A 22,540-nucleotide genomic window follows, 5' to 3' on the forward strand; every position below is an offset into this window, starting at 1 on the left:
TCAGAAACTGTAACTGACACTCAACTTGGCATAACGGCCCGGTTCGCTGTAACGCAGAATACCGTCGGCACTGATATTGTTTCTGCTGCTGGCGGCATAACGAATACGCTCCCAGCGGTAGTATTCTTTATCCAGCAGGTTATAAACTCCGACATTCAGTAACCAATTGTCGCCAAATTCCATAGTGCTGACTAAATCCATCACAGTAGAGCTGTTTGGTAAATAGGTCACCAGCGCGGTCTGGGTGCCGTCGTCTTCGGTTTCATAGGCGTCTTCAGCTTTGACTTCAGCGCTGTAACTTAAGTTAGCCGCCAGACTCCACCAGTCGGTTGCTCTGTAACTGACCCCTGCCACTAGTTTATCCGGGCTGATGGTGATCATCGGATCGCCGTTTTCTTTTTCGCCATCATGATGAGTGTACGCCAATTGAGAGCTCCAATTCTGACCGAAGCGCCATGCCCCCTGGATCTCAATACCTGTTACATCGACGTCACCGACGTTTTCATTGATGGTATATGCGTTGCCTTGCGTTTCTGTACAGCCTGAAGTGGTACAGTTTTGATACACAGTGTTCGGATTTTGCACCCGGGTTGCAATGGCAATCATGTCTTGATAATTGTCTTTAAATACAGCCAGTTTAATTCTGCTGTTTTCACCCTGCCACTGATAGGCCAACTCCAGGTTGGTGCTGTATTCAGCGTCCAGGTTTGGATTCGATACTGAACCGTACAAACCTGAAACTGTTGCTCCGGTTGCTTTGTCTGTACGACTGACGGAGGAGGTTTGGAAATACATTTCTTCAGTACTTGGCGCCCGGAAACCACGACCCAGTTGCAAGGCGACACTTTGCTGTTCTGTCAGCTGATAAGTTCCGACTAACTGACCAGTCAGGGCGCTGAAACTGGCATCCTGCACTGTACCTGTAGCGTCGGTAAAGCCTTGATTTAAAGTAGGGCTATACGCGACATGGTCATAACGTAAGCCACTGATTAAACTAAAAGCGCTGTCATTAAATTTGATGCTATCGCGCAGATAAAGATGCCATAAGTCCGCGTCTGTCTCTGGCACAAAATCAGGGTCTATTTCCTGCTTTGCTACAGCCATGGTTTGACCGACATAACTGGTGTCTATAGCGGAGAAATCAACAGATTTTTGCTCCAAAGCACCGCCATACACCAGCTGATGGCTGCTGCCCTGAGTGTGCAGCTCTTTGTCCAAAGCAAAAGCCCACTTCAGCAAATCCTGTTCGTAATCACGGTCTTCACTGCGGTAACAAGGGCCTGCTGTACATAAACGCGCTGCACTGGCAGGAGCAAGCATCAAGGTGAAAGCGTCATTTTGGGTTTTCTGATAATCCAGGCTGGTAGAGAAGGCGTCAAATAATTGATGACCAGCTAACCAATTGTATTGTAAACCAATACGGCTGCGTTCCTGCTGGTCGTCACTGGTGCGGGTCAGGTAGCTACGGCTTAACCAGGATAAGTTATTGGTGTCGATATCTGCTTTAAATAACTCAGCGGTCAGGCCAATATCCTGCGTCTCTGTCAGCTGGTACTTTAATTTGGTCAGTATATTGTGGCTGCTGTTGTCTTGTGGATCGGCAACAGGGCGGCCTGAACCTGTAATGGCCTGGCGCTCTGCTGAGTCGGCATAGTTTTCCATTTCGTGGCCTTCACGCTTGGTCAGCACGGCCAAAGCTTCCAGTTTGCCAGTACGGTTTGCCACTGTCACAGTGCCTTGAGTTTCATCATTGGCACCACTGTAAGCCGCTTTTAACCGGACAAAAGTATCGTTACCTTCTGGTTCTAAATAGTCTGCTGCGTCTTTAGTGACAAAAAGTACGGCGCCGCCTAAAGAGCCACTGCCTGCGGCTATGGCGTCAGCACCTTTGACGATTTCAATTTGTTTCACCGCATCCGGGTCTATACCACCACGGCCGGCCGCAAAGAAATCGTAAAAGGCATAAGTGGGCGGGTTTAAGGTTTCACCTACAGACAAACCGTCGACCGTCATAGCGACCTGATTGCCTTCCAGACCACGGATATTAAAGCCGGCCGAACCAAAACGGCCCTGATCAGTTAAGCTGACGCCAGGGATATAACGCACCATGTCTTCTAAACGCTGCACCTGCTGTTGTTCCAGCTGTTTGGCTTTGATCACTGTGCTATTGGCTGTGGTCGATTTTTTATCTTCAAGCGCAGTAGCAGTGACAGTCACAGCATCCAGTTGTGACAACTCTTTTGCGGCCTCTTCAGCTGCAACTTCGGCTAACAGGGAGGTGGAAAATAAGCTGCTAATAGCAACAGCAATTACAGTTTTAGAACAGGGCATGACGCTCTCCTTGACGAGCTAAAGAGGTGTGGTAAGTCCACAGGATGGCGTTATGCTAGATCAAATAAGAATCATTCTCAATAATAAAATTCAATTTATTTTATATATTTCAATAACTTATTATTTTAATAACGCAAAAAACTCCCTATCCAGAGAATAGGGAGAACAACAGGAGTTGGCAGGCAACTCAACAGGAATTTGATTCTAAAAACTTAGCCGTCTTTGCTCTGAAGTTGCAGGCGCACCAGCCCCAGTTCAGCTTCACCGTGCTGCTGTACTGGCTGCAGATCGGCTTGCCAATTCAGCGGCAAAGTTAAATGTTCGTGGCCACCATGTTCACGCGCTACTTCCAGATGTAACTGGTATTGACCCCATGGCACCACAGCACCTTGCTGATCACGACCATCCCACTGCAGCTGATAAGTACCGGGCTTTTGCGTAGCGCCGGCAATCTGATCTATTTGCTCCGGATTTTTCCGACCCAATCGACGCCACCAGTGATTCAGCTCCTGATACCATCGGCTTTGCTGGCCGACCAGACTCAATTGCCGTACAGGTTTTTTCTGCTGATCGGTCAGCCATACCGACACATAAGGTCTTTTGTAATTACCATCAGTAAATTTGGGGAGCTGATAGCTGATCTGCAGCTCTAGTTGCTGGCTTTGGCTTTTATCCGCCAGATAGTGATACCAGGAGTTAGACGCATACCAGTTGGCCGAATCTGTTTTGATTAAAGCTGCGGCCTGCTGTTGATCGGTCAGCTGCTGGCCCTGCTTCAGATCCAGCACTGCCAGACTTTGCGCCAATAAATAGGCTGTGACTGCATCTTTAGCGAGCACTGTAGCTGTTGGACCGAATTCCACTGGCCAGCCTTCTGCCGGGTTCAATAGCGGGCTAAAAGTCCGGTACGACACTTTATAACCTTGCTGAGTATCAGCAGTTTCAGTCTGAGCTAAAGCGATTGAACTCAGCTGTAGTTGCTGCAGTAAGGGCTGTTCAGTGCCCAGACTCAGCGGTATGGCGCCCGCATCAGACCATAACAACCGGCTGACACCAGATTGCAGATCAATCTGCTTTAATTGCGGGAACCAGCTCTTAAACAGCGTTGCCGTTTCGTCCAACAAACGGGCATTGGCTAAACCGTCCAGCTGCCAAAGCACCGCAGATTTATTGGCTTCAGTCAGTACCATCTGCTCTATGGCTCTGGTTTGACGGCGTAATTCCACTCTGTCCGGCAATTGCTGGCTCTTAACCGCTTGTTGCCATTGCTGTGCTATAGCGCCTAAACGGCAGCTGTAACTTTGCTGGCTTAGTGCACGCCATTCCTCGCAGAGCTTAATTAGATCTTGTTGCTTGGGTTGAGACGTGGCTAACCAGTGTTGAAACTGGGGTTGTCTGGCCTGCCAGTCCTTTTGGCTGACGCCTTCCAGCTGCAATTTCAGCTGCTTCCCTGCAACATCTTGCTGATAACTGACAGAGTCAGCCAGCACCAGCACAGGACTGAACGATAATAGCGTCAATGGCCAGACAATAGCTTTCATTACTCAGCCGTACCTTTGTTTGCTTCTGCTTCAATAACAGGCAAGGCTTCCGCCATAGTCACTTGCTGGTTTAGATCCGTATCCCAGCGTTTGAACATACGTTCGCCCGAGGCATTAAACTCGGCGCTACTCACTTGCTGATTGTTGTCTTTATCCAAAGCTTTAAAGCGTACTGCAGCCTGCTTTAGCTGGGCGGTACGGGTTTTGGCGATTTGACGGTCCAGACGATCCACAAATTCGTTCAGGTATTCATCGCTGCTCAGCTCAGCGTTTTTGTCCAGATCAGTACGGGCAAAAGCGGCATCACGTTGTTGTTGGTATTCAGTTTTGTCGACCTTACCGTCGCCATTCTGGTCATACATATCCAACATACCAACCACACTGTGGGTCGTTGGCATCACTAAAGCTGGGCGGGCGCGCACTGTTTGTTTGGCATCGGGTTTACGCTCACGCTCTGGTAGTGGGTCAGCTTTACTGATCACGCCATCTTTATTGGTATCTATATAGGCAAAAGCTTTATCACCAGAGGCGTTGTATTCGTCGTGGCCTATGGTTTTGCTTTTGTTTTTGTCCAGCGCTTCGATGCGCACCAGCGTTTGTTTGATTTGGCCTGTACGTTCGGTATCGAGTTTTTTATCCAAACGACCAGCGTATTCATTAACGTATTCGTCCACCGACACCTGACCATTTTTGTTCTCGTCCATAGCGCTGTAACGCTGCTGACGTACTTCTGCAAATTCAGCCTCACTGACAGTGCCGTCTTTATCTAGATCATAATCCTGAATAAAACTGGCTTTACCCTGAGCTGTAGGCTGATGGGCTGGCTTTTTAGGGGCTTTTTCATCTGCAGCTAAATAACAGCTGGTGATGGCTAAAAATAAAGTAAGGGCTGTGCTTCTGCGTTGCATCATAAACTCCTGTTATTCAGTGACTTCAACTACAGCGCTGTAGCTGTAACTGTAAGTTGGGGCTTTGGCACCTTTGGGTGCATCGGTACGAAAACGGGTCAGCAGCACATAGGTACCGGCGTTATCCAGCTCGAAATTCAGCTGACCTTGTTTGTCAGTCATTAATTCTTTGGAGGCTTTGGTTTCTGCTTCTGCCGAGTTGGCCGGATACACTTGTACTTTTTGTTCGGCTAAAGCTTTGCCGTTATAAAGCACAGTGGCTTTGATTGGGCTTTGGATATACAGGTCGTTGGGATGGCTTTGGAACACCAGCTCCAGCCCATGATTCGTTGGCTTCAATGCGGTTTGGCTTGGTGCGCCTTTGCTGACATAAGTTTCAGCCAGGGTCACCGACTGGAAATGTGCGGTTAACTTAGCACCAGAAGGAATTTGTTCTTTTGGATCTCTGCTGTTATGGGTTTTGCCGTCCTGCTGCCAGCTACGAAATACAGCGCCATAACGCTGTCCCGTGCTGAATTTATAAGTACCGTCCTGTTCCAACTGGTGCGCCACTGCAATGCGGGTTTTACCGGAAAACAGCTCTTTTGGTGCAACAGCTTTGCCGTCTGGTTGCAGCACTTTAAATTCGCTTTGATCAAAGGCCACTTCGGGTACAAAAAACTTCTCAGCAAAAGCAGCGTCCAGCGTCACCCAACCACCTAAAGGTTCAAAACTGGCTGGTGCCAGATAAGGAGTGTGAGCAGTCGCAGTAAAAGTCAGCAACAATGAGGCAGAACAAAGCAGGGGTTTGAGTTTAAACATAAAGCGCTCCAGTTAATGAGAATAGATCTCATTTAAGTAGTGGGCGCCACTCTAGATCAAATGAGAATCGTTTGCAACTAGATCATTCCATCTTTACATTAAACAGCCTAAAAGGCCCTGTAACTGAGAGCCTTACTGCTGAAAACGATGATTACTGAGCAGAATAATTAGGCTTTAATAACAACTCGCCTGGTTGCAACACCAAAGTTAAAGGCATGCCACATAAGACTTTTTCCGTTACTTTGCTGCAATCTAACTTATAGACAGGCTGACGATTCAACAGCTGCGCCAGAATAGCTTTGGCTTCATTGCTTAAAGGCGCCAGTTTGAGTTGCGAGCTACCACTGCCGACACTGGAATCCAGAATGGTTAAGTTTTTCAGATAAATGGCGTTTTTCTCGTCGTCAAAATAAGGCAAAGCCGACAAGTGTAGATTCAGATCTGTATTCAGAGGTTTCAATAACGCATCCACTTCAGCACCCAGCGCCAGCTTGAGTTCTATCTGCTGCTTGTTATCCGGAGCTAATTGCAGCTCCAATTGACGTACAGTTAAAGTCAGCGGCAGACCCAACATTTTACCTTTGCCTTGCTGTTGCTCTAATTGATCCAGCAATAAGCTCTGTAACTCTTGCTGTTTCAGGCTGAAAATATCCAGATGATTCAGCTGAGAACAAGAGGCCAACAGCAGTAAAGCAAGAGCCAGAATTTTGTGTTTGGTGATCATTTTATTGTCCTTAGGGGGCAGTTTGGCGCGAACTTTAGCAAGTCCGAATGAACCTGTGCTGATTTTTTTTCGTAACGCTTCCAACTATTTCGCAATCAGACCCGACTTAGTATCAGAACTTCAGGGAGAGCGGCGATGAATACACAAGACTCGATTCAATTACCAGGCCTGCGGCAGCTGATGACCGCTTTTATTGTGCTGGTGCTGCTGTTGCTGGCTTTTGATTCAGTATTACAGTGGCTCAGTGTTGGGTTGCATCGGCATGCTTTAATAGCGCCAGAGTTATTATTTCCAATGAGCTGGCTATCGGTTTTGTTTTAATTTGGCTAATCATAGCCGCAACTCTGTTCCCTACAGTTGCGACATACAGTCCTTCCATGCACATAACAAAAACCCGCCAACAAGGACGGGTTTCTAGTCTGATCAGCCGATCATTATTTCTTAATTTTCACTGGTCTTTTCCAGCCACTGATATGACGCTGCTTAGAGCGAGCAACCACCAGTTCATCCGCCGCGACACTGGCTGTCACTACAGAACCAGCACCTACGGTGGAGTTTTGGCCTAAAGTGACAGGAGCCACTAAAGAGCTGTTGGAACCGACAAAAACACCGTCTTCAATAGTGGTGACAAACTTATTGGCACCATCGTAGTTACAGGTGATAGTGCCGGCACCTACGTTCACTTTGCTGCCAATCACCGCATCACCTAAATAGGTTAAATGGTTGGCTTTAGAACCTACACCTAAAGTGGTTTTTTTCAGCTCAACAAAGTTGCCGACATGACTGTCGTCAGCTAATACAGAATCAGGACGAATACGGGCATAAGGGCCGACAGAACAGCCAATGCCAATAGTGGATTTCTCAATCATGCTGTTAGCTTTCACTTCAGTGTTGTCACCAATCACTGCATCTTTAATCACGCAGTTGGGGCCAATCACCACGCCATTGCCCAGCACTACTTTGCCTTCAAAAATCACGTTGATATCAATCATCACATCGTTGCCAACGGTGACGTCACCCCGTATATCAATGCGTGCCGGGTCGCGCAGGTTAGCACCGTTGAGCATTAACTCTTCAGCTTTACGCGCCTGATAAGCCCGCTCTAACTGCGCCAGTTGCACACGGTTATTCGCGCCTTCAGTTTCAATGGCTGTAGCAGGATGAGCTGTCGTGATGTCTACCCCTTCTTTGTGCGCCATAGCGATAATATCGGTCAGGTAGAATTCGCCCTGCGCATTGTTGTTCTGTAACTGGCTTAACCATTTTTTCAGTTGCTTACCCGGAACCGCCATAATGCCGCTGTTTACTTCAGTGATTTTCAGCTGTTCGGCGTTGGCGTCTTTTTGTTCAACAATACCCACCACTTTGCCATTTTCTCGCACCATGCGGCCATACCCCATAGGATTGGCCAGATGCACTGTCAGCACTGCTAAACCATCGGCAGATCGGGCTGCCAGCAGTTGCTCTAAAGTTTCTTTGCGGGTTAAAGGCACATCACCGTAAAGCACCAGCACTGTATCGTTATCTGCGATATGAGGCACGGCCTGTTGCACTGCATGGCCGGTACCTAACTGTTCGGCTTGCAATACCCAGTGTAAATCCTGTTCACCTAATGCAGCTTTCAGCTGGTCGGCGCCATAGCCATACACCAGATTAATAGATTGTGCACCCAGAGAGCGGGCTGTATCGATTACATGCTGCACCATAGGGCGTTCGGCAACTTTGTGCAGCACTTTAGGTAAAGCAGATTTCATCCGCGTGCCTTTACCGGCAGCCAGGATCACAACATTCAAAGCCATAAAATAACCCTTGTAATAATTTTGTGGTTATTCTAATAGATAACTTTACAGAATACAGGTTCAGTATGAAATTTTCCTGAGCTGTAACGCATTACAAAAAAACCGTATTGCCCTCAGGTATGCCAAAAAAACGTTGAAGGTTTTAAGGTAACAGTATCACCTGATATTTTTCATGTTCAGGCATAAATGCTTCCGACTGGACGAACCGAAAACCTAATTTCAACGCTTCGGGTTTGACTTCAGCATGAGCCACAGAAAAAAGTATCAGCTGTGTCTTTTGTTGTTCAGCACTTAACTCATAAGTTTGACCAACCTGAAAGAAGTCTCTGTCACGATCTGAAGCCCAGAAATAAAGCGTCGTCTCGCTTGCACTTCTGCCTTGCTGCTCATTGCTAAAAGTCACATAAACAGGTGCCAGCGCATACTGGTACATAAACCAACCACAAAGCACCATCAGCGCTGCAACCATAACTTTCATCATCACAATCCCTTATAGCCTGCCACGTAAACTGATAATAGGTTCAAACAACCAGTTCAAAAGGCTGCGTTGCTCCAACACAATATCGGCGCTGAGTAACATACCTGATTGCAACATCACTTCTGCACCGTAGGCATTTACAGCCTGCGATTCTAACTTCACATGCACCTGGTACATAGGTTCATTTACAGGAACAGGCATGCTGACTTCGTTGGGTAACAAAACAGACTTGGAATACTGCACTATCTCACCTTTGTACAAACCAAAACGTTGGTAAGGGAAGGCTTCATAGCGCATCCGGGTCTCTTGTCCTGGCTGAATAAAACCAAAAGCACGGGTTGGAACTAAGAGTACGGCATACAAGGTGCTGTTCTCCGGAACTATGGTCAGAATAGACTTTCCAGCCAATGCCATGCTGCCCAGTTCAGCAACCAGATTAGTGACCCTGCCAGCAACAGGGGCTGTTAGCAGCACTTCGCTTCTGGCCGTCATTTCAGTTTGTTGTTGGGACAATTGCGCAAGTTCTGTAGAAACCTGGACTTTTTGTTGCTCATAATCGTTAGGCAATGCCTGGTACTGAGCTTCCAGCTGAATTAATTGCCCCTGCTGTGCCTGATAATTAATTTGCAGATCTTTTTGTTGCTGTTGCATAGTCAGCACAGATTCCCGCAAGTTATTCAATTCGGTATTTGAGATATGCCCCTGCTCACGTAAATGTTTGAAGTCTTTAAGTTTTTGCTCATTCAGTCTGAGGCGCTCAGCCATAACGGACTGTTGTGATTTGATTTCGCTTAACTGAGACTTGATGTTCGCCAGACGCCCCTCCAGAGCTTCTTTTTGCTGGCGATAACTCACTTCGTACTCACTTAATCTGAACATAAGATTAGTGCGTTGTTGTTCAAGGGCAGCAAGCAGTTGGGAGCTAAGATTATTGCCCTGTTCCAGATATTCATCTGAAGAAATCAATGCCAGTTTTTGCCCGGCTTGTACTGTTTGTCCGTCTTCAACATACAAAGTCACTATAGTTCCATTGCGTTGAGGAGCTATTCTGGCCACTCCCAAATCTGGTTTTAAGTAACCATTCACTGTTTCTTTGCGGTTAAAAGAGGACTGACTCAAAAAAATCAGCGCAAGAATCACTGTACTGACAAGGGCTGCAACCAAAACTGTAGCTTTTATTGGTTGCGCAATAATGACATCGCCATCTAGCTTTACACCTTGTTGTTTTACGGCTTCTGGCCGGAACAAGCTCTCAGAACTCATTGCAAATGTCCTCGAAATTGAAATCTGTCCAATAAGTGTATTCAGATTTAGATCTTACAAAAGCTGTTAAAAATGACAGGCTTCACGTTGACAGGCGGTAAATATGGTTATATCTTTTGGACACATAATCTAAATCTCCATTAAGATTGTGACCGCCGGGTTCTGCAGCAACAGTCCCGGCTTTTTATTGCCTGTTCGTATTAGAACAACTCAGGCAGACCGCCACCTTCTTCGCCTACAGCCAAAGTTGTGAAGATTGGGCCAGTACCAGTTTCATCACTCAACTTTGACACTGAGCCAACGCCATCTTCAGGCTGTTTCATGGTCACGAATTTAAAATCGCCAGAGATCAAACCGCCGTTTACTTGCTCGATGTCTGTTGTCGTGATTTGGGCAAAAGGGTGAACTGGTAATTTAGTATTCATCATTGTAATCTCCATTGATTTTGTTTCAGGCTATGCCTGGTAAGTTACTTAGGTTAATTCAAACACCGCTACTGCGATGTATTTGCAGCCCATGCAGCAACATGAGCTGACAAATTCTTCGATCAGGCTGCTACTAAAAGTTGTGCGAGATGTCTCGCAACGGGTAGGCCTGTGTAAGTTTCGAAATTAGCAAACATAGGACTTGGGTTTGCCTCAAGAAAGTAATAATCGCCCTGCATATCCCGACGCCAATCGATACCAGTCCAGGCTAATCCCAGTGTCGTTTTTATCGCTAAGGCTTGTTGCCTTACATGCTCAGGTAGCTCAATGACGGTTAATTCAATCTCACCGTCAGTTCTGAAATCTGTGTGTTGGGAGCGAATTTCCGCGCTAAATACCTCGTCACCAATAACATAGGTACGGATGTTAGTTCCTTTGATAAAGCGCTGTAATGTGACCGGAGCCTGGCGCAAGCTCTTGTTTAAATGCTCAACAGACAAATGTTCTTCGGTTAACAAGTGAGCATAATCACCACCTGTAACGGGTTTAAAAATGACTTCGGAATGTTGCTGGCAAAATTCACGCACAGCCAGTGGATCATTACCCACATAGGTGGCAGGAATTTTGACGCCTAACTTTGCAACAGCTGCCAATTGACGTGGTTTCTCCTGATGGAAATGCACGGCTGCAGCACTGTTTTTAGCTCTCCCGCCTAACTCGTTTAGTACAGATTTTAACAAGCTGACGCTGTCTTTGTGGGCTATAGGATTATCACTGCCATGGTTTGGTGCCAGATAATTCCGCCAGTACATAGACTTCACATCGTCTAACGCAAATGTTTGACCACCGATCTTCAACACCATGTTTCCACTTTGTGGCTGATAACCAATAGTGTCTATTTGAGGAAAAGCTGAGCTATCAAATACGGAATACTCTTGTTGCATTGCATCCAGTTGTGTTGCCACACTAAGGATTTGTGCGTCGTCTTTAGCACCCATCAATAAAATCATTTTTCATTTCCTCTGTGTTCATCTGATGAGTTCATAGTGCCCGTAGTTTATGGCTGGCGAAACTGTCAGCTTTGACAGGTAACAACGAATATATCTGTTCACAAAAGTTGGCAGTTGTAGACCTACAACGACGAGCTGTGCATAGCAGGGACAAAGATGCTAAACAACCATAGAGTTTCAAGAATCAACAACACAAAGTAACGACTTTTAGGAAAAGTAAGAAACACTCTCAGGCAGAGTAGTTGAAAAGCAAAGCCGGACCAAAAACGTCAGATTGGCCCGGGAGCATTACATCTTTCACAAGAGTAAGAACCCGCAAAAGTGGATGACAGGAGAGTAGAATTTCAAGCTGTTTTTTACTGTTCTAAAGCCTACGGAATAATAAATTAAGAAAGCTCTGTCTACATTACATAAAACGATTATTCGCAATCATCGACGTGATAGCATGAATCAATCATTGAGGTAGATAGATACTCTCTATAAAAACGGCAGCCCAGTTTCCTGATGGAAAACATGGGCTGAATACGATGCATCAGAATTAGGTGCATTTATTTAATAAGCGCAGCACTTTACAACTCAGTAATTTGTCTTATTTAGATTTAATAAACATACCTCTAATAAAGTAACCTAGACAAAAACAGATAACTCCAACTATAGACACCAATAAAACATCAGAAAAAGGGCGTCCAGAGTAATAAATCATCAAGACAATTAAAAACACACCAACAATAACTAATGTTAATGCGGCTAATTTCATTTTCTCCATAGTTCAGGTATTCCTGCATGTTGAATGGGGAGGATACCCTCCCCTAACTATTGAATCACCAGTAGCCTGCACCTTTCATCGCAGCTATCAACCCGACGTCTGCAACAAGGGTTGCTATTTTAAGTGAGAGCTATCAGGCGCATTTAGCCGCGAGTGCCGCATGATACTGTTCAGTGATATCCAGAATTTTTCCCTGATGCAACTGCACTATGCGATCAGCGCTACGAATCGTCTCTGGACGATGAGCGATAATAATCCTGGTCATGTTCAGTTGTTTAATAGCGCTGTTTACATGGTGTTCCAGTTGTACATCCAGGTTACTGGTTGCTTCATCAAGAAACAGGATTCTAGGACGTCGGTACAACGCTCTGGCTAGCAGGATCCTTTGGCGCTGACCACCGGAGAGTGAACTTCCCATATCTCCAATTAATGCGTTGTACCCCATAGGCATAGCAGCTACATCCTGGTGTATACCTGCCAGTTGCGCACAGGCGACAACCTTTTCCATATCCATTTGTGGGTCAAAGAAGGCAATATTCTCAGCCAGAGAGCCTGTCATCAACTGATCATCCTGCATAACAGCCGCCACCTGCTGGCGATACTGACGCAGACCCAAATGACGGATATCTGTACCATCAACTTCAATTTTACCGTTTTCTGCCGACAATAATCCCAGCATCAGTTTAGCTAATGTCGTTTTACCTGCACCGGAAGGGCCGATGATAGCGATACTTTCACCCGCTTTCACTTCAAAATTCAGATCATTAAATAACAAGGGGTCCGTTGCTGAATAGCGATAACATAAACCACTAACTTTAATAGCCCCTGTAATTTCTCGTTGCTGACCAACCCCACCTTCATTTTCTTTTTCCGTCAAAGCGATATCCGCCAGCCGGTTTAAATGCAATCTGGCCATATACAATTGCACTACCTTCTCAATTAAGGCTGCAGTTCGCTCGGTAAACTGGGTTTTATAGGTGATAAAGGCAAACATCATCCCAACACTCATCATGCCATCCATCACTGCATAAGCTGCCAGAAAAATCACCAGCGTATTTTCAATACCAAATAGTAACTGGTTAATCGTCTGATAAGAGATCTGCCATTTACCTAGTCGAAAGTTTTCGTTGATCGTGTCGGCAAAACGATTTTGCCACAGATTCAAACGCTGACTTTGCTGACCAAATAGTTTGATACTCTGCATGCCCCGCACTGTTTCCATGAAGTTGGATTGCTCTTTAGCGCTGGCAATAATACTAGCCTCGGTCCGTTCACGCAGGGGTTTGTAAAGAGCCCAACGTAGCAGAGCATAAAGCAGCACAGCGACAATCACTACCACAGCCAATTGCGGGCTGTAGATAAACATCATAACCAGTACCGTAATGGCCATAATGCCATCAATGACGCCTTCAACCAGGCTTGTTGTCATCAGCTCTCTTACCTGAGCCAAAGAACCGAAACGCGATACAATATCGCCGATATGACGTTTTTCGAAGTAACTGAGTGGCAGATGCAATAGATGCCTGAACAAATTGGTTGCCATCTGTAAATTCATCACAGACCCCAAATGCAAAATAACCCAGCCTCGTAACGCTTGAGTGATCACTTTGAGTAACATCATCAAACCAAAACCCAGCGCAAGAACAGTCAATAATGGTTGGTCCATACTGATTAATACGTCATCAACAACCAGTTGCATATAGTAAGGAGACGCCAGCAAAAACAATTGCAACATCAATGACAGCGCGAAAATCTTCAACAACGAGGGGACCAGACCTTCAACCCGACTCCAAAAAGCGGTTAAGCCAAGTTTGACCCTTTCATCAACTTTTTTAAATTCCTGAGTAGGTTTCATCTCCAACGCAACACCGCTGAATGAGGTGGAAACCTCGTCCATAGCAACCTTTCTTTCACCGGCACCTGGGTCAAGAATCACAATATGTTTGGCTGATACCTTCTTCAGCACCACGAAGTGGTTCATATTCCAATGTAAAATGCAGGGGAGCTGTAACTGGCTTAAGTGCTCTAAGTCAAGGCGGAGCGCACGCCCAGCCAAACCCAATTGATCACCCAACTGCATTAAATGTTGCAGATTGGCTCCTTTAAGTGACACCGCGTATCTGTTTCGCAGAGTACTTAAATCCAGCTGATGGCCATGATGATTCGCAATCATCGCCACACAGGCCAAACCACATTCAGCGGCTTCAGATTGATAAATAAGTTGCACCTGATATCCCTCAAAGTTACTTCTGGCAGCCAAGGCGTCCCCAGAACATCAAACCTAGTGAGATTGTGATAGAAAACCGCAGGCTACATAAGCTGGTATATCTGACAGGCAAAGAAAAACCGCAGCGAAGCTGCGGTCTTGAGAACTTAAGGATATAAATATCCACCGTTGTAATACTCCAGCCACTCCTGATAATCCATTCCAGGGGTGTAGGCCAGAAAAGCCCCACCAAACACATGGGTCAATTGACTTTTATTCAGCTCTTTCATTGTGTACCGCCATTAAAGAGCTAATTTCACGACTATTTTAATTGGATTAGGGATACATCCTTCACCATTTTCGCCTTCCCACACACCTGCAGCAACAAGAGTGCAATCAGCTATCTGCATTATTTTCATTTTATAATCTCCATTAGGATTAAGATATCCAGACTATTAGGGATTTAAATAATCTAACCAATCTTCCAGAACATCCCGGATATGATCGGCAATTGAGCCACCATTCACAGCATTGCATTCAGAACTATTCAACGTTTTCACCATACCCTCCTCAATTTAAAAGATTTCTGATGATATCAATGAGCCTTAACTCACTGTCGTGAGGTGTAAAAGTAGTACCGGCTGATATCTTATTACATGATTCAGGATCTAAAATTAACATAAAAACTCCAGGTTAAACTTGCTAACTCAAGGTTCCAAAATCATGTCAATGATTCGTTGTATAGAATCCAGAGTCGCATATACTGCATCTTTTATAGACCCACCGGATACCATCTCTATGTCGTTCGATTTAATTTCTTTCATAACCATCAACTCCTTATCGAGTTTAAAATTGATTAAATGTCATTAAAAATAACCTCGCCCACATCTATTTGAACCAACAATCCATAGATGACAAATAAATAATATATCCAACATCAAAAAAAACAAAGCTGATAAATGTTACAGGTAATCTCTATATTCTATTAAAAACATCTGCCGCATAAAAAATAAGCCCAATCTGAAATAGAATAAATATTGATTTCATGGCATGAATTATACGTGAGTGTCAAAAAGATAAAATGTATTGCAAAGATAACCAGATGCCTGGATGTTGTGGAAAAACAGAGATTGATTAGTAAAAGGTGTAGCCACCAAAATGACTACACCTTTTTTATTAGCAATGGATCCAATGTGCTAACGCATTACCGATCGACTTGCCAGTTTCATATAAAACATCGACAACTTCACCTAAACCCAGTACACCGCCATTCACATCTTCAATTTGTACAATAGTTAACTCTTTCATTTTTCACCTCGATTAATTTATTTTTCTATAAGTTTGTTTTAATTATTAAATAATTACTTATAAAATTATTAGTGCTGGCTGATATGATCTAGATAGCCAGAAACAATGCCAGCCAAAACTATTGCACCAGCTACTGCAGCAGCTGCCGCAAAAGGACCAATCCCACCATTTACATCTTGTACTTGTTGAAAAGTAAGTTCGTTCATTTTATTTCTCCATTAAGTTGATTGTTTATCGGAGCCAGCAAGCTGCCGATGAAAAAAATGTAGCTTGTTATTTGAATATAAAAAAGCTGGTAGTTATGACAGGTTTTGAATGATGACTTGGAGGAAAATAGAAAATTAATGGAAATATAGAACGGAATGAATCAGTATTTTTATATAGGTAGTAACGCGACCGGGGTTAGAAAAATATTAGCCTTGCGGAAGATCATGAATAGTAGCGTTTATATTGACGACACAACCATGAACCTCATCAGCCACCTAAAGTTTGATGTGAAAAAATCAATTGAAAAGCAGATGCCCAGTGACTGGTGAAATGTTTAAAGAAATGCGGCTCACCGGATTGGGCAATACTGAAACTGCAGACATTTGAATGTACTGGAATTGATGGCTATGAAACTGGTTAGCTCAGTCATGAAGCTATACATCACTGCCTGCGCTATGACTGCAGCAGGCAGTGAAACAAAGGGATTGGACACCCTTTTTTAAATTTACAGGTTGTGGATAAACTCTTTCCCGCCACCAAACTCATACCACAAAGCGACACCAACAGGGATCATCCATAATGCAGCACCGTTTACAGCATTTAAATCTTCAACTGATAATGTAGTCATGCTCATTCTCCTTATTTAAAAGCGTTATAAAGTTCGAGAGCAATAGCTACAAGAGCATCGCCTAAGCTAGGAAGTGGAACTTCAACTCCACCATGAACACTTTCCAGGTTTTCGTTATCTAAAATATGCATTTTAATCTCCATTAATTTTTACGGTTTACCGGAGCCAGCAAGCTACCCGATAACTTAAATGTACAGAGACATGATTCATGATGAAAGCTGTTAATTCTGGCAGGTAGTCTTTGTGAAAAAAAGCTAGAAGCAGGGCGGTAAAGGTTTAAAAAGGGCCTGTCAAAGCGCTCCTCAATTCATTCTGCAGGTGGTTTTAAATTTTGGGGAATGAGCACTCCGTTTTCATTTCATCAGCCTCCCCAAAAATCAGTATAAACAATGCAGCAGAAAACCCGGCTGAGGCGCTCAGGCGGATTTTCTGCTTTATCAGCATTAAGCGGAGTCTTGCGATGTCTGTTTATAGTATTCCTGTGGAGGTTGCTGAAGCTGCATGTAGCTAACTGTCGTGTTTTCTACTTCACTGACAAGCATATACAAAGCAGACGCCTCTATATTGTTTACAGAGTGTGTAATCCCTGTTTGACTTATGTTCATATTCATCTCCACTAACTTAGTAAAGAGACAGTGATTCTGTCTTGGTTAAACATAAATGTGACCGCCAGCTACGCATTTACTTATCGCCTGCTGTCGATTACAGCTATTTGTTTTTCGAATACAGTTACCCAGATGAAAGTTAACTGTGCGTTCCGAAATCGACAGAATTTGACTAATCTCCCATGACGTTTTGCCTTTCGCTGCCCAAACAAGGCAAGCATGCTCACGGCAAGTCAGCATAAAGTGTTCAGTCTGCTCACTGACTCTCATGAAACGATGTATGGCTTCATACAAATAATTTGCCACAATAGACCAATACCAGGCGATTTGTTGTGCCATAGTGGCCTGCTCAGGCTGTAAGCCAATGATTAACGCAGCAGCCTCCAATCCATTCCCCCGGAGGGGAACTACCAGCGCATCGGAAACTAAGTCAAGAGCAGGCTCTAACTCCGAACTTAATGCTGGAGTAAACCGCTTCAGACAAATTTGTCTGAGTGCAGTTTGACTGGCTACAGCCTTAAAGTCGTCTGTCTGACTGGCAGCAACAATATCTCGTTTATCGTCAGCATGCCAAAGGACCAAGCCACAAAACTTATATTTATATTGCATTTGCATGGTATTAAAAAAATCTGCAAGCTCGTCAAAAGATGTCATAGCCTGCAGTTTTTTCACCATAGGTTCCAGTTGACTCATAACAACCTCTTTTACAACAAGTAGTTAATCTTGTTTTGCTGTCACGCCACTTGCCTCAGCATAATCGTGTGGTGGTGGTGGTGCACAATTTTGCAGGAACCAAATACATTGCATTGGCTTTGCCTTTTTCAGGTCATCATCTTTTGTCTCACTGGCTACCGCACCGCCCGCTATGAACAAAGCCAGTAATAAGGTGAAAAGTATTTGAACATATGTTTTTGTCATTTTGTAGCTCCTAGTGTTGGTGTTGAATTTCAGAACAGTTTCAGACTATCCATGCATTCATCCCATCACAATAACCGAGGAGTTACCTTCAAGTGACTTTACTGACACTTAGTTATAACTAAAGTTATAACCTATCTTAACCAATTGATTTATATGCTCATTCTCTATAGTCACAATGGATTTTGTGCCGTCATTATTAAAAGAAAAACTGGATTTTATAGGCAAAGAAGTACTGAATTGCGACTCACTGTTTCCTGTCAGCAGCTCTAAAGTCATCAGAGACCAGTTTGAATCAGTCTTCAGATTGGCGCTTACCAGCTTGTCCCCTAATAAGTTGACCTGATGCCTTAGCTCAAAATTTACCTTTAGCGGTAGCGATTTGACCAAATGGAAATCAGGATCTAACAGATAAAACTGTCCCTTCGGGTCTGCGGCAATGTAGCTATCACGCCAGGGTAACAGTAGCCGATAGCCTTTAAGTATCCGGATTTGTGTTTTCGTTTGCCTGTCAAACAAATTAACTAACCATTCGTTCCCAATTTTTTCTGTAAAGATGACCTTCGACTTGTCTGAGCTGGGCGCCGCCGTCCATACCTGCTGATTTTCATACGAAATATGATCCAGTTCTCCGCTTTGCAGCTCCAAAAGTCTGAGTTGATTTTTTTGCAGCAGCAATACATAGTCCGGTTCTTCGGCAATCAAGGTAAACACTTCCTCGCTTTGCAAAATTAGCTTTTTTTCACCCGTAGCAGGAAAAAAGCTATACAAACTAAAGCTGTCTTTATTTTCCTCCACCAGCCATAACCTGCCAACTTCATCGCTATAGGTTAAACTAACCACTTGTTCTTCAAATGAAAAATAGCGCTGGACAGTGTCAAGATCGGGCAATTGGATCTGATAAAAATCTTTACCTTGCGGCTTTAACAACAAACCAAACATATTGCCAGCAATATCACGACCAAAACCGGTAAAACGTTCAGACAAAGGCAGTAATGTCGCAGCACCAGTTTCAATATTCAATTGCTTAAGTTTATGACCATAGTTGACCAAGAGTTCCTCTTGATTAATCCACATCAGATTAAGCTCATCTGCCCCTAAAGCATTTTGTGAAAAAGACTCTTCAATTAATAACTTTTTATCTGCTATCCGATAAATTTGAATATGGTACACAGAATCCCTGCGGATCAAAGCAAGATGCTTCTTATCGGGAGATAGCACAGCTCCAAAATCAACAGATCCTTGTTTCGAGCTATAGGTGAACTGTTCTAAGCTTCTTTTTTCAAGGTCAAAGAAATAATACAGACCATTGATTTCCTGCTTTTTTTTACCATTAATAAGAATAATATTGTCTTTATAGGATACAGCTTGGCCAATGTCCGAAAACTCCTCCAGCAGGAGTGGCTTTGCTGGAAGATTTAAATTTAATGCAGAATACAAATACAACTTAGCTAACCCATTCTCCTGCGAAGAAATAGCCACCACGTCATTATTCAACATAGAAACTATGTGATAAGCAGCATCATTTGGAACAGAAATTCTTTGTAGTTGTCCTAATTTGAAATCATACAGGTAGGGCTGCCAAGGCCCACTTTGATTGAGTCGACCAGTAAAAGTATGGAATCGACCGTCTTCCGAAACAGATAAAAATCTCTTTTCACCCGCTATATCAACGAGGGGTTTATTATTGACTACAATTTTTTCGCTAATGGTGTTCGTCAAAACAACGAGCGCAAGGACAGTAAGCAGGAGCAACGAAAATGCAGTAACATACCTGGATATACTGAAATGTCTTGATGGTGTAACAGAGGTTTCTCTCTCTTTTTCCAAAGAACTTATCGAGCTAACGGGCGTTTCATTGCTCAGGAGTTTATCCGACTCCACAGCTCGTCCAGACTCTTGCTGATAAATAAATTGGTAGCCACGCTTCATTTGCGATCGGATATAACGTGGACTTTCAGGCTCCGTATCACCTAACAAAGTTCTCAATTTGCTGATAGTACGCCTGACAGCTGTATCAGTGACAACTCTGCCAGCCCAAACCTCTGTATGCAGCTCCTGTAAACTAACATACCGCGAAGAATGCTGGATCAGATAACACAACACATCTATGACTTTAGGCTCAACCGGTAGCTCACCTTCGCTGTTATAAATGCGTTTTTCTTTCACATCAACATCAAAATCGCCGATATTTACTAAATCCATAATGTAAACCACTCACCTAAAGACAAATCAGCTTTTCAGCGCACTTATTATTTATACTAATTCGTGTTGTTGCAAACAGGCCTGCCTCTCTTAAGTAGAGACCTGTATTCTGATCACTCTGTTAGAAGTGTTTTTCCGGTTTTGCAAATATTCTGATTATTAATCAACAACATAATCTGAGTTTTAATGTTCTCGATGCTCATAGCCTAAATTGCTTGTGTGTCATAAAGTAGTTAACAAGGCTCTTTTACCTTACCATGTTGGTTACTTTAATTCTCTAAGTGTGTTTTTTGCGCATTAATAAAGGCAGAACAAGTTCATTCGGGCCAATTGGGTACAGCTGTTTATCATTTGGTGTCAAAACTCAGATTACACCAAGTGCCACGTATTACTGCCCTTTACCGCGAAAAGGCCGCACACATAATTGTAAACAAATACAATAACAAATTTTACCTTAGTCCCCATATTAACGCAAAAATGAAAACAATATGTAGTTTTGAATGCTTTTAATTTTTGCCTGCTCAGTTCATTTTTTCATAAAAAAAGCCACCCGAAGGTGGCTTTTTAGCATGCAGTAATCCGCTTATTTTTTGCGAAGTTTCTGGATTAAACGTAACTGGGCAATAGCTTCAGCCAATTGAGCTGCAGCTTCTGCGTAGTTGAAATCAGCGCCTGCATGTTGCATCGCTTCTTCTGCACGTTTCTGAGCAGCTAAAGCAGCTTGCTCGTCCAGATCTTCAGCTCGTACCGCGACATCGGCCAGCACTGTGACGCTGTGCGGCTGAACTTCCAGCACGCCACCAGCGACATAAATCAGATGCTCTTCGCCAAACTGTTTAACGATACGAACCATACCAGGCTTGATTCCAGTAAGAAGCGGAATGTGACCAGGTAAAATACCTAATTCACCTTCACTACCTGTTACCTGAATGGATTCCACCAGACCAGAAAAAATCCGCTCTTCGGCGCTTACCACATCCAGTTGTACTGTCATTGCCATTTCGCTCTCCTAAAGCTGTAGTTGATTACAGCTTCTTCGCTTTTTCGATCGCTTCGTCGATAGAACCAACCATGTAGAAGGCTTGTTCTGGCATGTGATCGAATTCACCGTCCAGAATGCCTTTGAAACCACGGATAGTTTCTTTCAGCGGAACGTATTTGCCTGGAGAGCCAGTGAATACTTCGGCTACGAAGAATGGCTGAGACAGGAAACGTTGGATTTTACGTGCACGGTAAACCACAGTTCTGTCTTCATCAGACAATTCGTCCATACCTAAGATGGCGATGATGTCTTTTAATTCTTTGTAACGTTGCAGCACTGACTGAACACCACGGGCTGTATCGTAGTGTTCTTTGCCGATCACTAACGGGTCCAACTGACGTGAAGTAGAGTCCAGTGGATCGATCGCAGGGTAAATACCCAGTGAAGCGATGTTACGAGACAATACAACAGTCGCATCTAAGTGAGAGAACGTAGTCGCTGGTGACGGGTCAGTTAAGTCGTCCGCTGGTACGTAAACCGCTTGTACAGATGTGATAGAACCAGTTTTAGTTGAAGTGATACGCTCTTGCAGTACACCCATCTCTTCGGCCAGCGTTGGCTGGTAACCTACTGCAGATGGCATACGGCCTAACAGAGCTGATACTTCAGTACCGGCCAGGGTGTAACGGTAGATGTTGTCCACGAAGAACAGAACGTCACGGCCTTCGTCACGGAACTTCTCGGCCATAGTCAGACCGGTCAGAGCTACACGTAAACGGTTGCCTGGCGGCTCGTTCATCTGGCCATACACCAGTGATACTTTGTCCAGTACGTTTGAATCGTTCATTTCGTGATAGAAGTCGTTACCTTCACGAGTACGCTCACCTACACCGGCGAATACAGAGTAACCACTGTGCTCGATCGCGATGTTACGGATCAGTTCCATCATGTTTACGGTTTTACCCACACCGGCACCACCGAACAGACCCACTTTACCGCCTTTAGCAAACGGACATACCAGGTCGATAACCTTGATGCCTGTTTCTAACAGAGCGTTTGAAGCGGCTTGATCTTCGTAGCTTGGTGCAGCACGGTGGATTGGCATACGCTCATCTTCACCGATAGGACCCGCTTCGTCGATTGGCTCGCCTAATACGTTCATGATACGACCTAAAGTCGCTTTACCTACTGGTACGTGGATGGCTTTGCCAGTGTTAGACACTTCAGCACCACGACGTAAACCGTCGGTTGAACCTAACGCGATAGCACGTACAGTACCGCCGCCTAATTGCTGTTGTACTTCAAGTACTAAACCAGCCAGGTCGCCGCTTGTTACGTTTAACGCGTCATAGATACCAGGTACCGATTCTTGTGGAAAGTCGATATCCACAACGGCGCCAATGATTTGGACTACCTTACCTTGACTCATGTTTAATCC

General features: G+C 44.3%; 22 protein-coding genes. 1 reads left to right on the top strand and 21 read right to left on the bottom strand.

What is annotated here, in order from left to right; translation table 11 throughout:
* From IEW88_RS14495 to IEW88_RS14515, 5 genes are all read right to left on the bottom strand, one after another.
* The gene (locus IEW88_RS14495; RefSeq protein ID WP_147904539.1) at positions 1-2,331 is read right to left on the bottom strand and encodes a TonB-dependent hemoglobin/transferrin/lactoferrin family receptor; all 2,331 of its coding nucleotides are present in this window, start codon (positions 2,329-2,331) and stop codon (positions 1-3) included.
* Positions 2,332-2,543: 212 nt separating this feature from the next.
* Positions 2,544-3,872, bottom strand: a complete 1,329-nt coding sequence (locus IEW88_RS14500) for a DUF2271 domain-containing protein (RefSeq protein WP_147904538.1) — start codon at positions 3,870-3,872, stop codon at positions 2,544-2,546.
* Entirely contained in the window at positions 3,872-4,783 is a 912-nt protein-coding gene (locus IEW88_RS14505) for an EF-hand domain-containing protein (RefSeq protein ID WP_147904537.1), read from the bottom strand. The genes IEW88_RS14500 and IEW88_RS14505 overlap by 1 nt, the downstream gene beginning before the upstream one ends.
* Before the next feature lie 9 nt (positions 4,784-4,792).
* Positions 4,793-5,581: a DUF4198 domain-containing protein gene (locus tag IEW88_RS14510; RefSeq protein WP_147904536.1), complete on the bottom strand. Its 789-nt coding sequence runs from the start codon at positions 5,579-5,581 to the stop codon at positions 4,793-4,795.
* A 151-nt stretch (positions 5,582-5,732) separates the two neighbouring features.
* Positions 5,733-6,305 (bottom strand): DUF1439 domain-containing protein, encoded by a 573-nt coding sequence (locus IEW88_RS14515; RefSeq protein WP_147904535.1) that lies wholly within the window; start codon positions 6,303-6,305, stop codon positions 5,733-5,735.
* Positions 6,306-6,440: 135 nt separating this feature from the next.
* On the opposite strand from IEW88_RS14515, the gene IEW88_RS14520 reads away from it, so the two are divergent.
* Positions 6,441-6,626: a hypothetical protein gene (locus IEW88_RS14520; RefSeq protein ID WP_053423020.1), complete on the top strand. Its 186-nt coding sequence runs from the start codon at positions 6,441-6,443 to the stop codon at positions 6,624-6,626.
* A 113-nt stretch (positions 6,627-6,739) separates the two neighbouring features.
* Here IEW88_RS14520 and glmU read toward each other — a convergent pair whose 3' ends face one another.
* The 16 genes from glmU to atpD all read right to left on the bottom strand — a co-directional run bounded on the left by glmU (position 6,740) and on the right by atpD (position 22,531).
* Positions 6,740-8,104: a bifunctional UDP-N-acetylglucosamine diphosphorylase/glucosamine-1-phosphate N-acetyltransferase GlmU gene (gene glmU, locus IEW88_RS14525; RefSeq protein ID WP_147904534.1), complete on the bottom strand. Its 1,365-nt coding sequence runs from the start codon at positions 8,102-8,104 to the stop codon at positions 6,740-6,742.
* Between the two features lie 142 nt (positions 8,105-8,246).
* On the bottom strand, positions 8,247-8,585 hold the full coding sequence (locus IEW88_RS14530; protein ID WP_147904533.1) for a hypothetical protein: 339 nt from the start codon (positions 8,583-8,585) through the stop codon (positions 8,247-8,249).
* 9 nt (positions 8,586-8,594) lie between these two features.
* Positions 8,595-9,845, bottom strand: coding sequence for an HlyD family secretion protein (locus tag IEW88_RS14535; protein ID WP_147904532.1), 1,251 nt, complete (start codon positions 9,843-9,845; stop codon positions 8,595-8,597).
* Positions 9,846-10,045: 200 nt separating this feature from the next.
* Positions 10,046-10,273, bottom strand: coding sequence for a hypothetical protein (locus tag IEW88_RS14540; protein WP_053423939.1), 228 nt, complete (start codon positions 10,271-10,273; stop codon positions 10,046-10,048).
* Between the two features lie 119 nt (positions 10,274-10,392).
* Positions 10,393-11,280: an ATP-grasp domain-containing protein gene (locus IEW88_RS14545; RefSeq protein WP_147904531.1), complete on the bottom strand. Its 888-nt coding sequence runs from the start codon at positions 11,278-11,280 to the stop codon at positions 10,393-10,395.
* Positions 11,281-11,869: 589 nt separating this feature from the next.
* Entirely contained in the window at positions 11,870-12,046 is a 177-nt protein-coding gene (locus tag IEW88_RS14550; protein ID WP_229670514.1) for a hypothetical protein, read from the bottom strand.
* Between the two features lie 133 nt (positions 12,047-12,179).
* On the bottom strand, positions 12,180-14,273 hold the full coding sequence (locus IEW88_RS14555) for a peptidase domain-containing ABC transporter (RefSeq protein WP_147904530.1): 2,094 nt from the start codon (positions 14,271-14,273) through the stop codon (positions 12,180-12,182).
* Positions 14,274-14,419: 146 nt separating this feature from the next.
* Positions 14,420-14,542 carry a hypothetical protein gene (locus tag IEW88_RS18795; RefSeq protein ID WP_260394375.1) on the bottom strand — a complete coding sequence of 41 codons (123 nt, stop codon included), beginning with the start codon at positions 14,540-14,542 and terminating at the stop codon, positions 14,420-14,422.
* 886 nt (positions 14,543-15,428) lie between these two features.
* Positions 15,429-15,560 carry a hypothetical protein gene (locus IEW88_RS18800; protein ID WP_260394374.1) on the bottom strand — a complete coding sequence of 44 codons (132 nt, stop codon included), beginning with the start codon at positions 15,558-15,560 and terminating at the stop codon, positions 15,429-15,431.
* 68 nt (positions 15,561-15,628) lie between these two features.
* Positions 15,629-15,766 (bottom strand): class IIb bacteriocin, lactobin A/cerein 7B family, encoded by a 138-nt coding sequence (locus IEW88_RS14560; RefSeq protein WP_082335710.1) that lies wholly within the window; start codon positions 15,764-15,766, stop codon positions 15,629-15,631.
* Between the two features lie 506 nt (positions 15,767-16,272).
* Entirely contained in the window at positions 16,273-16,395 is a 123-nt protein-coding gene (locus tag IEW88_RS18805; protein ID WP_260394373.1) for a hypothetical protein, read from the bottom strand.
* A 650-nt stretch (positions 16,396-17,045) separates the two neighbouring features.
* Positions 17,046-17,675, bottom strand: coding sequence for a helix-turn-helix transcriptional regulator (locus tag IEW88_RS14565; protein WP_229670515.1), 630 nt, complete (start codon positions 17,673-17,675; stop codon positions 17,046-17,048).
* Positions 17,676-17,717: 42 nt separating this feature from the next.
* Positions 17,718-17,918 carry a hypothetical protein gene (locus IEW88_RS14570; protein ID WP_053423942.1) on the bottom strand — a complete coding sequence of 67 codons (201 nt, stop codon included), beginning with the start codon at positions 17,916-17,918 and terminating at the stop codon, positions 17,718-17,720.
* 108 nt (positions 17,919-18,026) lie between these two features.
* Positions 18,027-20,120: a winged helix-turn-helix domain-containing protein gene (locus IEW88_RS14575; RefSeq protein WP_147904529.1), complete on the bottom strand. Its 2,094-nt coding sequence runs from the start codon at positions 20,118-20,120 to the stop codon at positions 18,027-18,029.
* Positions 20,121-20,703: 583 nt separating this feature from the next.
* The gene (locus IEW88_RS14580; RefSeq protein WP_053423945.1) at positions 20,704-21,120 is read right to left on the bottom strand and encodes a F0F1 ATP synthase subunit epsilon; all 417 of its coding nucleotides are present in this window, start codon (positions 21,118-21,120) and stop codon (positions 20,704-20,706) included.
* Positions 21,121-21,145: 25 nt separating this feature from the next.
* Positions 21,146-22,531: a F0F1 ATP synthase subunit beta gene (gene atpD / locus IEW88_RS14585; protein ID WP_053423946.1), complete on the bottom strand. Its 1,386-nt coding sequence runs from the start codon at positions 22,529-22,531 to the stop codon at positions 21,146-21,148.
* Between the last annotated feature and the right edge of the window lie 9 nt (positions 22,532-22,540).

The organism is Rheinheimera tangshanensis, assembly GCF_014645135.1.
GTDB classification, from domain to species: Bacteria; Pseudomonadota; Gammaproteobacteria; order Enterobacterales; family Alteromonadaceae; genus Pararheinheimera; species Pararheinheimera tangshanensis.